We start from the raw sequence: 12,956 nt of genomic DNA, 5'->3' as shown, positions 1-12,956 counted from the left end.
TCCGGTCAGGAATCGATAATCCGGAGGTCAGGATAACGGCCCGTGCCGTGCCGTGGTGTGATTGTTCGGCTTTGCGGGGCGCCCGCGGGTCAGCCGCCGGGGGTGCCCCGGCGGCCCAGGTGGCGGCGTCGTCGCAGGCCGGCGGCCCGCAGCGTGACGTCCAGCGAGAACCGGGTGTCGGGGTCGTCGAGCCCGTCGCCGAGGTAGCCCTCCAGTTGGCGGAGGCGGTAGCGGACGGTCTGCGGGTGCACCTTGAGGCGTTCGCCGATCTCGACGGCGGTGGACCGCGTGGTGACGGTCTCGGCGAGGGTCTCGATCAGCCGCCGGCGGTGGCCGTCGGACATGTCGCGCAGGGGGTCGAGGTGCCGCCGGGTGAGCTCCTCGATGAGGGCCGGGTCGGACAGCAGCCACATGGTCATCAGGTGGTCCTGGCAGGGGATCAGCGACCCGTCCCGGATGATGCCCTCTTCGGCGAGGTCGAGCACGCGGCGGGCCCAGCGCAGGGAGTGGGTGGCCTTCTCCAGCGGGAGAGTGAGGCCGAGGACGCTGCTGGCGTCGGAGAGGGCGGCGCGGAGCATGCTCGCGCGGGCGGCGGTCATCGGTCCGGGGACGAGCAGGCAGGGGCCGCCGGAGTCGAGGTCGCACAGCACGTCGGAGTCGAGGGCGGCGCGGGTGCAGTGCGCCTCGGGGTGGACGGCGACCAGGGTGGCCTCGGCCGGCAGCGGCCACCAGCAGGCGGTCCTGGCCAGTTCCTCGATGGCCTCGGGGACGACGGCGGGCTGCTGGAGGATCAGGTGCAGTAACTGCCGGCGCTCCTCGCGGCGGCGCAGGTCGGCGTGGCCGGTGGCCTGCTGGTGGCCGAGCCGGGTCTGCGCGACGGCCTCGTCCAGGTAGACCAGCATGGCCTCGACGGTGGTGGAGACCACCGAGGTGGGCACCGACTCGCGCTCGGCGGTGATCACCGTCCGCCGCCAGGCGATGTGGAAGGCGATCCGGAACGCGGCCTGGAGGTGGTCCAGGCTGCGGCCCTCGACCGCCTCGAAGTGCCCGAGGGCGCGGCAGGTCTCGTCCCGCCGGGTGGGCGCGGCGCCGGGGTCGGTGAGCGCCTCCAGGAAGCCGGTGAACAGCATCTCGGCGCTGAGCCGCAGCACCTGGTCGTAGGCGGAGTCCTCGGGCCGGTTGTACTCGGGGATCACCCGGCGGATCTGGGTGACGACCTCGTGGGTCACCTCGGCGAGCTGGGCCCGGAGCAGGCCGGCGAACCGGGCGGGGTCCATCTGGCTCCGGTCGGGTTCGAACAACTCCAGTGCCTGCGACATGGGAATCGGACACCTCCGCGTCGGGCCGGCTGACATCGGCGTCGCGGGGCAGGTTCGGCCCGGCCCACGGGGACCGGGTCGGCGACGCCGATGGGGGGTGTGCCGAGCGGGGGAGCTCACACCCATTGGCGGTATCGGGAACACCGCGAACATAAAGTCGCCGGTGGACGGTGGCAAGTCCGGACCGCCGGATCCGGTCGAAGGTGATCTTCGTTTGCTCGTGTTGTGACAAAACCGCGGCCGGAGTGTTGGCGAGGTGACAAAGCCGGCGGGACGCGGTGCGGCGCCGGGCGTCCGGCACCGCCAAGCTACCGGCCGGTAATCACTTGGGCCGGTTCGGCGAAGATCAAACACTAAGCCGGTGACAATTCAGCGGGCCATTTCCCGAATTGCGGCCAGATTCTCGCGGAGCCCTATTGAGTTGCGGGGCTACTCGCCCGTAACGTCCTCGCGTACAGCCCGGCGGGACAGGGCGGTCACCGCCCGGCGAGCCGTTCGCCGGCTCGCGGTACACGGGTCATGCGATTCCCGACCGTTGGCCGAATCAAGGGGATATCGCGAGTGGTGGTGTTCGTTGGGAATTGAAGTCGTGGTCGAAGGACTGACAAAAGCCTTCGGCCCGCAGACCATTTGGCGCGATGTCACCCTCACGCTGCCGCCCGGCGAGGTGAGCGTGCTGCTCGGCCCGTCCGGCACCGGCAAGACGGTCTTCCTGAAGTCGCTGATCGGCCTGCTCAAGCCCGAGACGGGCCGGGTCATGATCGACGGCGTCGACATGGTGAACGACCCCGACCGCAAGGTCTACGAGGCGCGCAAGAAGTTCGGCCTGATGTTCCAGGACGGCGCGCTGTTCGGATCGATGAACCTGTTCGACAACATCGCCTTCCCGCTCCGCGAGCACACCCGCAAGAAGGAGCCGGAGATCCGCCGCATCGTGATGGAGCGGATGGAGATGGTCGGCCTCGGCGGCGCCGAGCGCAAGCTGCCCGGCCAGATCTCCGGCGGCATGCGCAAGCGGGCCGGGCTGGCCCGCGCGCTGGTGCTCGACCCGAAGATCATCCTGTGCGACGAGCCGGACTCCGGGCTGGACCCCGTCCGCACCGCCTACCTGTCCCAGCTCCTCATCGACGTGAACGCGCGGATCGACGCGACCATGCTGATCGTCACGCACAACATCGAGATCGCCGCGACCGTCCCCGACAACATCGGCATGCTGTTCCGCCGCGACCTGGTCGCCTTCGGCCCCCGCGAGCTGCTGCTCACCAGCGAGGAGCCGGTCGTCGCGCAGTTCCTGCACGGCAACCGGCACGGCCCGATCGGGATGTCGGAGGAGAAGGACGCCGCCACCCTCGCCGCCGAGGCGGAGGCCGAGGCGCGCGACCGCACCCGCAAGCGCGGGTTCGAGATCCCGCCGCAGCTCCGCCCGACCGAGGGGATGCCGGTCCGGCAGGCCGAGCAGCGGCACGCCGCGCGCGTCGACCAGCTCATGCCGCGGCTGCCGTACGCCGCGCAGCAGGCCATCCTCGCCCACCGCAACCACCCAATGGGAGGCGGCGCCGATGGCCGTTCCTAGTGCCGTGCCCGCCGGTCCCGTGATGGAGGTGGACGGCCATGGCCGCCCCTGAGGCCGCGGCGCCGGGCGCCGGGGCGCTGCGCCAGGTCGGACGGCTGTTCGTGCTCGCCGCGACCGTGGTGGCGATGACGTTCCGCCGGCCCTTCCAGGTCCGCGAGCTGATCCAGCAGTTCTGGTTCATCGCCTCCGTCGCGATCCTGCCGACCGCGCTGGTGTCGATCCCGTTCGGCGCGGTGATCGCGTTGCAGGTCGGGTCGCTCGCCAAGCAGCTCGGCGCGCAGTCGCTCACCGGCGGCGCGAGCGTGCTGGCCGTCGTCCAGCAGGCCAGCCCGCTGATCGTGGCGCTGCTGATCTCCGGCGCGGCGGGCTCGGCGATCTGCGCCGACCTCGGCTCGCGGACGATCCGCGAGGAGATGGACGCGATGGAGGTGATGGGCGTCTCGCCCATCCAGCGCCTGGTCGTCCCGCGGGTGCTGGCCTGCATCGCGGTCGCGGTGCTGCTGAACGGCCTGGTGTCGGTCGTCGGCGTCGCCGGCGGCTACTTCTTCAACGTGCTGATGCAGGACGGCACGCCGGGCGCCTACCTGGCCTCGTTCTCGGCGCTCGCGCAGCTTCCCGACCTGTACGTCGGCGAGCTCAAGGCGCTGCTGTTCGGATTCATCGCCGGGGTCGTGGCCGCCTACCGGGGACTGAACCCGAGCCCCGGCCCGAAGGGGGTCGGCGACGCGGTCAACCAGTCGGTCGTCGTCACCTTCCTGCTGCTGTTCTTCGTCAACCTCGTGCTCACGGTGGTCTACCTCAAGGTCGTCCCGGCGAAGGGAGCGTGAGGCGTCCGATGGCTCTTCCCGGTGCACGCCGGTTCCGGCCGGTGAAGCTGGTGTCGTGGCTGGACCAGCCCGGCGACCAGCTCGGCTTCTACGTACGGGCGCTGCTGTGGACGCCGCGGGCGGTCCGCCGCTACCTGAAGGAGTCGCTGCGGCTGCTGGGCGAGGTCGCGTTCGGCAGCGGCGCCCTCGCGGTCATCGGCGGCACGGTCGGCGTGATGTTCGGCATGACGCTGTTCACCGGCGTCGTCGTCGGCCTCCAGGGGTACGCGGCGCTCGACCAGATCGGGTCGGCCGCGTTCACCGGGTTCGTCTCGGCCTACTTCAACACCCGGGAGATCGCGCCGCTGGTGTCGGGGCTGGCGCTGTCGGCGACGGTCGGCGCCGGGTTCACCGCGCAGCTCGGCGCGATGCGGATCAACGAGGAGATCGACGCGCTGGAGGGGATGGGCATCCCGTCCATGCCCTACCTGGTGACCACCCGCATCATCGCGGGCACGGTGGCGATCGTCCCGCTGTACGGGATCGGGCTGCTCAGCTCCTACCTGGCGTCCAGGCAGGTGACGCTCTGGCTCAACGGGCAGTCGGGCGGCACCTACGACCACTACTTCAACATCTTCCTGGCCCCGCAGGACGTGGTGCTGTCGTTCGCCAAGGTGCTGATCTTCAGCGTGATGGTGATCCTGGCGCACTGCTACTACGGCTACCGCGCGGTGGGCGGCCCCGCGGGCGTCGGGATCGCCGTCGGCCGCGCGGTGCGGACCGCGATCGTGCTGATCAGCGTGACGGACTTCTTCGTCAGCCTGGCGATCTGGGGCGCGACCACGACGGTGAAGGTGACGGGCTGATGGCGCGGCGGAGCAAGGCGAGCGTGGCCGGGCAGCGGCTCACCGGGGTGGCGTTCCTGCTGGTCCCGGCGCTGCTGATCTGGCTGTCCATCGCGATCTACGACAAGCAGTTCACCGCCGCGACGATGGTGACGCTGCGCACCGGCACGGCCGGGCACGAGATGCACCCGCAGGCGGACGTGAAGGTCCGCGGCGTGGTGGTCGGCGAGGTCCGCTCGATCAGCGCGGACGGCGCGGGCGCGAAGCTGACGCTGGCGCTGAAGCCGGACCTGGCCGAGCTCGTCCCGTCGGACGTGAACGCGCAGCTCCTCCCGACGACGGTGTTCGGCGCCCGGTTCGTCTCGCTCGTCCCGCCGCAGGGGCAGGCCGGGAAGCCGATCGCGGACGGCGACGTGATCTCCGAGGACCGCAGCAGCAACGCGGTGGAGCTGTCGGAGGTCCTCAACCACACGATGGACCTGCTCAACACCATCCAGCCCGCCAAGCTGGCAGCGACGCTGAACGCGATGTCGACCGCGCTCCAGGGGCGCGGCGACCAGCTCGGCGCCAACTTCGTCCAGCTCGACGCCTACCTGCGCAAGCTGAACCCCGAGCTGCCGGCGCTCGCCGGCAACCTGTCGGAGCTGGCCGAGTTCTCCCAGCACGCGAGCGACTCGGCGCCGGACCTGCTGGACGCGCTGACCGACTTCACCGTCACCAGCCGCACCGTCGCCGAGCAGCGGGTGCACCTCGCCGAGCTGTACGCGGCGATGTCGGTGACGGCGGTGGACCTGACCGACTTCATGCGGGTCAACTCCGGCAACATCATCGAGCTGGCCGCCAAGGGCCGGGGCAGCCTGGAGCTCGGCCGCCGGTACGCGCCGGCCGCCCCGTGCACGTTCCGGACGCTCGCCGACTTCGTGCCGATGATGGACCGGGTGCTCGGCAAGGGCACCAAGGAGCACGGCCCGCACGTCAACATCTCCTCGGTGCAGCACAAGGGCCGCTACCTGCCCGGCAAGGACAGCCCCCGGTACGGCGCGGGCGGCGGGCCGCACTGCCCGAGCGTCCCGTACCTGCCCGGCGAGGGGAGGTCGCCGCGGGTGGTCCCGGCCGGCGGCGTCCCCGCGCAGGGCGGCCTCCCGGCGGGCGCCCCGGCGGGCGGCAAGGCCGGCGGGACGGCCGGCGTCACGGGCAGCGGCCTCGGCCCGGCCAACTCGGCTTCGGAGAACGACATGGTGAACGAGCTGGTCGGGCCGTCGCTCGACGAGGTGCCCGACGCGCTGCCGGACTGGTCCAGTGTGCTGGTCGGCCCGATCTTCCGGGGCACGGAGGTGACGGTCAAGTGAAGCTCACCGGGCAGGGCCTGAAGGGCCTCGGCGTGCCGCTGGTCAGCTCGCTGATCTTCATCCTGGTGACGGTGCTGGCCACCGCGCTGCTGGCGGCCAGCATCACCAGCACCACCAGCGGCGACCGGGTCTCCTACCGGGCCAAGTTCACCGACGTCGCCGGGCTGCACCCGGGCGACGGGGTGCGCATCGCGGGCGTCAAGGTCGGCCAGGTCGAGACGATCAAGGTGACGGACCGGCGGCTCGCGCTGGTGCGGTTCTCCGTCGACCGCGACCGGGCCGTCCCGACGTCGGCGACCGCCGCGGTCAGGTACCTCAACCTCGTCGGCGGCCGGTACATCGCGCTCGGGCAGGGCACGGGCGCGCCCGGCCGGACGCTGCCGCACGGCGGGACGATCCCGGCCCGGCAGACCACCGGGCCGCTCAACCTGACCCAGCTCTTCCAGGGGTTCCAGCCGCTGATGCAGGCGCTGTCGCCGGGCGACGCCAACCGGCTCTCGGAGTCGGTCGTCAAGGTGCTCCAGGGCGAGAGCGGCACGATCGAGAGCCTGCTGCGCACCGTCGGCGAGCTGACCTCCACGCTGGCCGCCAAGGACCAGGTGATCGGGCAGGTGATCACCAACCTGAACTCGGTCGTGCAGACCGTCAACTCCCGGGACCGGCAGCTCGTCGACCTGGTCACCACGCTGCGCCGGTTCACCTCCGGCCTCGCCGCCGACCGGGTCCCGATCGGCGAGGCGGTCGGCGCGATCGGCGAGCTCGGCACCGCCACCGCGGACCTGCTCCAGGTCGGCCGCAAGCCGCTGAAGGACGGCATCGTCCAGCTCGGCCGGCTCTCCGACAACCTCAACCGGGACGAGCCGGTGGTCGACCGGTTCCTGACCCGGCTGCCCACCAAGCTCGAAACGTTCGGCCGGATCGGCTCCTACGGGTCGTGGCTGAACTTCTACCAGTGCGAGGTCACGTTGATCGGCGTCACCTATGCCGGCTCGGACATCTCGAACCAGCCGCCGCCGACCGGCATCCCCATCACGGCCGACAGGTGCAAGGGATGACGCCGCCGACGCCCCCCGGCCCGCCCGCGGTCCCGCCTTCCGGCCCGCCGCCGGGGTCCTCGGCGCCCGCGCCGCCGCCGAGGCCGAAGGCACGGCGGGGACGGCCGCGGCTGAAGCCGCTGCGGGAGCGCAACCCGATCCCGATCGCGCTGCTCGGCGTCGCGGTGCTGGTCCTCGGCCTGCTGGTCGCGCTCCGCGCCGACGAGCTGCCGATCATCGGCGGCGGGACGACGTACCAGGCGTACTTCTCCGAGGCCGCCGGGCTGAAGGGCGGGCAGGAGGTCCGGGTCGCCGGGGTGAAGGTCGGCAAGGTCACCGGCGTCGAGCTGGCCGGGAACAAGGTGCGGGTGTCCTTCCGGGTGCGCCGCACCTGGGTCGGCGACGCCAGCCGCGCCACCATCATGATCAAGACGCTGCTCGGGTCGAAGTACCTCGCGCTCGACCCGCTCGGCGCGCGCGAGCAGGACCCCGGCACCGTGATCCCGCTGGACCGGACGGTCTCGCCGTACGACGTGACCACGGCGTTCCAGGACCTCGGCCGCACCTTCCAGCAGGTCGACACCGGCAAGCTCGCCGCCAGCCTCCAGACGATCTCGGCCTCGTTCGAGCACACCCCGGCGAGCGTCCGGCTCGCGCTGGACGGGCTGTCGTCGCTGTCGCACACGATCGCGTCCAGGGACGCCGAGCTGGCCCAGCTCCTGGCCGGCACCAAGCGGCTCTCGGGCACGCTCGCCGACCAGAACGAGCAGTTCGAGGTGCTGTTCAAGGACGGCAACCTGCTGCTCGGCGAGCTGCGGCGGCGCCGCGAGGCGATCCACACGCTGCTGGTCGGCACCGAGCGGCTCGCCAAGGAGCTGGTCGGCCTGGTGCGGGACCTCCAGCCGCGGCTCCAGCCGACGCTGGACTCGCTGAGCAAGGTGACCGCGGTGCTCCAGCGCAACCAGAAGAGCCTCGACAAGGCGCTCTCGCTGGCCGGCCCGTACATCCGGATGACCGGGAACGCGGTCGGCAGTGGCCGCTGGGTGGACGGCTACCTGTGCGGAACCGTCCCGCTGGAGTACCTGGAGGGCGGCTCCTGGAAGCCGTCCGGGCCCGCCTGCGAGCCGCCGCATCTGACCGGAGGGCGCTGAGATGGCCGCGACGACCCGCACGACGCGGCTCCCCAGGCTGGCCTCGCCGATCCGGGACCACCGGACCCGGGTGCTGGAAGCGCTCATCGTGATCTTCGTGCTGCTGGTCGCGGCGGCGCTGTACCCGGTGCTGGCCGGCCCGTCCGGCCGGAGGATCACCGCCTACTTCGGCACCGCGATCGGGGTCTACCCGGGCTCGGACGTCCGGGTCCTCGGCGTCAAGGTCGGCTCGATCGACACCGTCGAGCCGCTCGGCGGGCAGGTGCGCGCGGTGCTGACGGTGGACCGGAAGATCAAGGTGCCCGCCGACGCCAAGGCCGTGGTCATCGCGCCGAACCTGGTGTCGGACCGGTACATCCAGCTCGCCCCTGCTTATGGCGGCGGCCCCCGGATGCCGGACGGCGCGTCCATCGACGTGAGCCGGACCGCGACGCCGCTGGAGCTCGACCAGCTCTACGACAGCGTGCGCCGCTTCTCCGGCGACCTCGGCCCGCAGGGGCTGAACGCCAAGGGCGCGCTGTCGAACGTGATCCGGGTCGGCGCGGCCAACCTCGGCGGCAACGGCCGGGCCCTCAACACCACGATCGCCGATCTCGGGAAGGCGTCGCAGACGCTGGCCGACTCCAGCGGCGACATGTACGCCACCATCGCCAACCTGAACAAGTTCAGCGTGATGCTGCGCGAGAACGACGGGCAGATCCGGCTGGCGGAGCGGCAGCTCGCCGACGTCAGCGGGTTCCTCGCCGCCGACCGCGAGGAGCTCGGCGCGGCGCTGGCCAACCTCGCCAAGGCGCTCGGCGAGGTGAAGGGGTTCATCTCCGACAACCGGGCGCAACTCAAGAAGAACGTCGACGCGCTCGCCGATGTCACCCAGGTGCTCGTCGACCAGCGCGCCTCACTCGCCGAGACGCTCGACACCGCGCCGCTGGCCATCGGCAACGTCCTCAAGGCCTACGACCCGCAGTCGCGGACGCTGATGAGCCGCGGCAACCTGCTGGAGATCACCCGGGCGTTCGGCAGCACCAGGCAGCCGGGCGTGGACCCGCAGCCGTCCGACGCCCGCCCGGTGTGCGCGGTCGCCGCCGCCGCGACCCCGACGCTGCGCGCCCAGTGCGAGCGGCTCAGCCGGTCCGGGCTGACGGCGGTGCCGCCGTCCGCGGCGGGCGGGCTGCCGCCGCTGCCGCTCCCGGCCGCCGGCCAGACCTACGCGGGCCCGTCCGGCACCGCGAGCAAGGGAGGACGCTGATGCGCGCACCCAGGGCCGTCGCCGCGGCGCTCACCGGCGCGTGCGTGCTGGCCGCGGGCTGCTCGGTGTCGATCGAGGAGATCCCGCTGCCGGGCGGCGCGAGCCTCGGCGACCACCCGTACACGGTCAGGGCGCAGTTCGAGGACGCGCTGAACCTCGTCCCGCAGGCGGCGGTTCGCGTGAACGACGTCCCCGTCGGCCGCGTGTCGAAGGTGTCGCTGCCGAACGGGTCGTGGAACGCGGAGGTGACGCTGCTGGTGAACGGCTCGGTGCACCTCCCCGCGAACGCGACCGCGAACCTGGAGCAGTCGAGCTTGCTGGGGGAGAAGTACGTCAAGCTCGCCGCGCCCGCGTCCGCGCCGTCCGCGCGGCGGCTCGCGGACGGCGCGACGATCCCGCTGTCGCGCACCACCCGCAACGCCGACACCGAGGAGGTGTTCGGCGCGCTGTCGATGCTGCTGTCCGGCGGCGGGCTGCCGCAGATCCGGACGATCAATCAGGAGCTGAACAAGGCGCTCGGCGGCCGGGAGGACAAGATCCGCTCGGCGTTGAACAGCGTCAACACGCTGACCAGCACCCTCAACCGGAACCGGGGTGCGATCACCGGCGCGCTGGACGGGCTGAACCGGCTGTCGTCCACCGTCGCGGCCCGCCGCGGGCAGGTGGCGACCGTCCTCACCGACCTGTCGCCGGGCCTGAAGGTGCTGGAGGACCAGCGCGGCCAGCTCGTCGAGATGCTCCGCAAGCTGGACGAGCTGTCCGCCATCGCGGTCCGGACGATCAAGGCGAGCAAGGACGACACGGTCGCCGACCTGAAGGCCCTGTCGGTGGTGCTGCGCAAGCTCGCCGACTCGGGCCGCGACCTGCCGCGCTCGCTGGAGGTGCTGCTCACCTACCCCTACACCGACGAGGCGCTGAAGGCCGTCAAGGGCGACTACATGAACACCTACCTCAGCGTCACCGCCACCGGCGCGAACGACTGCGTCATCCCGCCGGTGAAGGAGGTCGCTCCGAAACCGGACATGGCCCGGATGCGGGCGCTCGCCGGCGGACCGGCCGGACCGCTGCCGGTGCCGTGCCCGGGACAGGGCACGGACGGCGCGTCCGGCACCCCGGCGCCCGCGACCTCCGCGCCGTCCACGCCGGCGCCCGCCGGGCCGCAGGCGCCGGCCGGGCCGCAGGTCCCGCAGGACGGGCAGCAGCCGGCGCTGCCGCTGCCCACGCTCGGAGAGGGGGGCTGAGATGCTGACCGTCGCGACCCGCGTCCGGATCGTCGCGTTCATCGTGATCGCGGTGTCCGTGCTGTCCTACCTCGGGCTCAAGTACGCCGACCTCGGCCGCCTGGTCGGGATGCGCGGCTACTACGTCGTCAAGCTCGACCTGGCGACCACCGGCGGCCTGTTCGAGGGCTCGGGCGTGTCCTACCGGGGGGTGACGGTCGGCAAGGTCGGCAAGATCCACCTCACCCGGGACGGCGTCCTGGCCGACCTGTACGTCGACGACGGCGCCCCCGACATCCCGCGGAGCCTCCAGGCGGTCGTGGCGAACCGGTCCGCGGTCGGCGAGCAGTACGTCGACCTGCGGCCGGCCGCGACGGCCGGCCCGTTCCTCGCGCAGGGCGACACGATCCCGCGCAGCGTCACCACCACCCCGGCGCCGGTGCACGAGACGCTGAAGAGCGTCAACGACCTCACCGCGTCGCTGCCGCTGGACGACCTGAAGACGGTCATCGACGAGCTCGGCCTCGCGTTCGCCGGGCAGGGCCCGCACCTCCAGCAGCTCCTGGACACCAGCGGCCGGTTCATCGCCGCCTCCGACGCCGCGTTCCCCGCCACCCAGGGCCTGATCCGCAACGGGAAGGTCGTACTCCGCACGCAGAACGAGGAGGCGGCCTCGTTCCGCGGGTTCGCCCGCGACTCGCGGCTGCTCGCCGGGCAGCTCCGCGCCTCCGACACCGACCTCCGCAAGATCATCGCGGCCGGGCCGGGCGCGTCCCGCGAGGTATCGGGGCTGCTCAACGACTTCGACCCCGGATTCGGGCTGCTGCTGGCCAACCTCACCACCACCGCCCGGCTGTTCGAGCCCCGCCAGGACGGCCTGGAGGAGCTGCTCGCCAAGCTCCCGGACGTCGCCGGGATGGGCGCCACCGTCGTCGCGGGCGGGCAGCTCAACTTCGGCCTGGTCAACACCTTCTTCAACCCGCAGCCCTGCACCCGCGGCTACGGCGGCACCACCTACCGGGACGGGGAGGACGAGTCCAAGGCGCCCGCGTTCAACACCAAGGCGCGGTGCACCGAGAGCCCGTCCAGCGGGATCGGCGTCCGCGGCTCCGCGAACGCGCCGCACCGGGGCGTCCCCACGCCCGCCAGGCCCGGCTCGGCCGCCCGCGCGGACGTCCGGTCGGCGCTCGGCGCGCTCGGCCTGCCGCCCACGCTGACCGACCCCGAGCCCACGTCCGCCCTGACCGGTCTCCTCGGCCTGGGCGGCGCCAGGTGACCGCGCTCGCCGGGACCGTCCGGACGACCCGGTGGCTCCGTCCCGCCGGGTACGTCCTGATCGCCGCCGCGGCGGTGTACCTCGTGGTCTCGCTCTGGGCGGTGATCCGGGCGGACGCCGGCGCGGGCGACGACCTGGCCGGGCGGCGGGACGAGCTGACCCGCACCGCCGTCCGGCAGATCACCCAGCTCAACACCGTCGACCCCAAGCGGGCCGATCTGGATCTGGCGCACTGGCTGGAGATCTCCACCGGTCCGTTCCACGACGCGCTGAAGCAGGACATGGCCGCCGCCCGCGCCACCTTCGCCAAGCAGAACGCGCCCGCCCGGGGGCGGGTCACCGCGCTCGCCGTCACCGCGCTGGACGCGGACGCGGGCGAGGCGACCGTCATCGCGTCCGTCCGGGTGTTCCTGTCGACGCCGGGCGCCGGGACCGAGCAGCGCAAGCGCTACCAGGTCGGGATGGAACGCGCGGGCGGCGGGTGGAAGGTCAAGACGCTCACCGCGCTCGCCCCTGGGGGGCGCTCGTGAGCGTCGACCAAAGCACCACGCCGCGCCGTCCGCCGATCCCGCGCAAGAAGAAGCCCGCCCGCCGCTCGATGCTGCCCGCGCTCAAGCGGATCGCCGCGCTCGGCTGGCCGCTTGCCGTCGCCCTCGCCCTACTCCTGGCGGGCCTCGCCACGGCGGACTGGGCCGACCGGCGGAGCGCGGCGGCGCCGTCCAGCAACCGCGCCCTGCTCGACAAGGGCGACACGGCCAAGGTGATCGCGGACGTGTCCGGCGCCGTCGCCCGCGTCTTCACCTACGCCTACACCGACCCGGCCGCCACCGAGCGCGCCGCCGCCACCGTCCTCACCGGACGCGCCGCGAGCCAGTACGCGTCGCTGTTCGGCCAGGTCAAGGCGCAGGCGCCGGTGCAGCAGCTCGCGCTGACCACCAAGGTGTCCCGCGCCGGGCTCAGCAGACTCACCCGCGACGGCCGCACCGCCGTGCTCGTGGTGTTCCTCGACCAGACCGCCACCCGCAAGGGCAAGGCGGCCGGGCCGCCGATCGCCGCGCAGCTCGTCGTCACCGCGCGGCACGACGACCACGGCTGGCGCATCAGCGACCTCCGGGCCGCCTGAACGGAGAAGGGTGG

At 72.5% G+C, this 12,956-nt stretch carries 12 protein-coding genes; 11 read left to right on the top strand and 1 reads right to left on the bottom strand.

Annotated elements, in window-relative coordinates; genetic code table 11:
* Positions 1 to 89: 89 nt before the first annotated feature.
* Positions 90 to 1,319: a helix-turn-helix domain-containing protein gene (locus OHA34_RS16100; protein ID WP_329522098.1), complete on the bottom strand. Its 1,230-nt coding sequence runs from the start codon at positions 1,317 to 1,319 to the stop codon at positions 90 to 92.
* A gap of 574 nt (positions 1,320 to 1,893) precedes the next feature.
* Here OHA34_RS16100 and OHA34_RS16095 point away from each other — a divergent pair.
* The 11 genes from OHA34_RS16095 to OHA34_RS16045 are packed head-to-tail and all read left to right on the top strand — an operon-like array spanning position 1,894 to position 12,942.
* A complete protein-coding gene (locus tag OHA34_RS16095; RefSeq protein ID WP_285941996.1) occupies positions 1,894 to 2,892 on the top strand; it encodes an ABC transporter ATP-binding protein in 999 nt (332 codons plus the stop codon).
* Between the two features lie 38 nt (positions 2,893 to 2,930).
* A complete protein-coding gene (locus OHA34_RS16090; protein WP_285941995.1) occupies positions 2,931 to 3,719 on the top strand; it encodes an MlaE family ABC transporter permease in 789 nt (262 codons plus the stop codon).
* Positions 3,720 to 3,727: 8 nt separating this feature from the next.
* Complete coding sequence (locus tag OHA34_RS16085; protein WP_285941994.1) at positions 3,728 to 4,564, top strand: MlaE family ABC transporter permease; 837 nt, start codon at positions 3,728 to 3,730, stop codon at positions 4,562 to 4,564.
* Positions 4,564 to 5,892, top strand: coding sequence for an MCE family protein (locus OHA34_RS16080; protein ID WP_285941993.1), 1,329 nt, complete (start codon positions 4,564 to 4,566; stop codon positions 5,890 to 5,892). Before OHA34_RS16085 ends, OHA34_RS16080 begins: the two co-directional genes overlap by 1 nt.
* The gene (locus tag OHA34_RS16075) at positions 5,889 to 6,947 is read left to right on the top strand and encodes an MCE family protein (RefSeq protein WP_329522097.1); all 1,059 of its coding nucleotides are present in this window, start codon (positions 5,889 to 5,891) and stop codon (positions 6,945 to 6,947) included. The genes OHA34_RS16080 and OHA34_RS16075 overlap by 4 nt, the downstream gene beginning before the upstream one ends.
* Positions 6,944 to 8,077 carry an MCE family protein gene (locus tag OHA34_RS16070; protein ID WP_329522096.1) on the top strand — a complete coding sequence of 378 codons (1,134 nt, stop codon included), beginning with the start codon at positions 6,944 to 6,946 and terminating at the stop codon, positions 8,075 to 8,077. The genes OHA34_RS16075 and OHA34_RS16070 overlap by 4 nt, the downstream gene beginning before the upstream one ends.
* Position 8,078: 1 nt before the next feature.
* On the top strand, positions 8,079 to 9,323 hold the full coding sequence (locus tag OHA34_RS16065) for an MCE family protein (protein WP_285941990.1): 1,245 nt from the start codon (positions 8,079 to 8,081) through the stop codon (positions 9,321 to 9,323).
* A complete protein-coding gene (locus OHA34_RS16060; RefSeq protein WP_329522095.1) occupies positions 9,323 to 10,564 on the top strand; it encodes an MCE family protein in 1,242 nt (413 codons plus the stop codon). The genes OHA34_RS16065 and OHA34_RS16060 overlap by 1 nt, the downstream gene beginning before the upstream one ends.
* Before the next feature lies 1 nt (position 10,565).
* Positions 10,566 to 11,819 (top strand): MlaD family protein, encoded by a 1,254-nt coding sequence (locus OHA34_RS16055; RefSeq protein ID WP_329522094.1) that lies wholly within the window; start codon positions 10,566 to 10,568, stop codon positions 11,817 to 11,819.
* Positions 11,816 to 12,349: a hypothetical protein gene (locus tag OHA34_RS16050; protein ID WP_329522093.1), complete on the top strand. Its 534-nt coding sequence runs from the start codon at positions 11,816 to 11,818 to the stop codon at positions 12,347 to 12,349. Before OHA34_RS16055 ends, OHA34_RS16050 begins: the two co-directional genes overlap by 4 nt.
* Complete coding sequence (locus OHA34_RS16045) at positions 12,346 to 12,942, top strand: hypothetical protein (protein WP_285941986.1); 597 nt, start codon at positions 12,346 to 12,348, stop codon at positions 12,940 to 12,942. Before OHA34_RS16050 ends, OHA34_RS16045 begins: the two co-directional genes overlap by 4 nt.
* Positions 12,943 to 12,956: the final 14 nt, after the last annotated feature.

This window comes from Spirillospora sp. NBC_01491 (genome assembly GCF_036227065.1).
GTDB classification, from domain to species: Bacteria; Actinomycetota; Actinomycetes; order Streptosporangiales; family Streptosporangiaceae; genus Spirillospora; species Spirillospora xylanilytica.
This window is presented reverse-complemented; position numbering and strand designations above follow the sequence as displayed.

Bases quoted from the DNA above. Each gene is read 5' to 3' on its own strand.
- OHA34_RS16080 (WP_285941993.1), top strand. From the start codon at position 4,564: ATGGCGCGGCGGAGCAAGGCGAGCGTGGCCGGGCAGCGGCTCACCGGG.
- OHA34_RS16070 (WP_329522096.1), top strand. From the start codon at position 6,944: ATGACGCCGCCGACGCCCCCCGGCCCGCCCGCGGTCCCGCCTTCCGGC.
- OHA34_RS16055 (WP_329522094.1), top strand. From the start codon at position 10,566: ATGCTGACCGTCGCGACCCGCGTCCGGATCGTCGCGTTCATCGTGATC.
- OHA34_RS16100 (WP_329522098.1), bottom strand. From the start codon at position 1,319: ATGTCGCAGGCACTGGAGTTGTTCGAACCCGACCGGAGCCAGATGGAC.
- OHA34_RS16085 (WP_285941994.1), top strand. From the start codon at position 3,728: ATGGCTCTTCCCGGTGCACGCCGGTTCCGGCCGGTGAAGCTGGTGTCG.
- OHA34_RS16090 (WP_285941995.1), top strand. From the start codon at position 2,931: ATGGCCGCCCCTGAGGCCGCGGCGCCGGGCGCCGGGGCGCTGCGCCAG.
- OHA34_RS16060 (WP_329522095.1), top strand. From the start codon at position 9,323: ATGCGCGCACCCAGGGCCGTCGCCGCGGCGCTCACCGGCGCGTGCGTG.
- OHA34_RS16065 (WP_285941990.1), top strand. From the start codon at position 8,079: ATGGCCGCGACGACCCGCACGACGCGGCTCCCCAGGCTGGCCTCGCCG.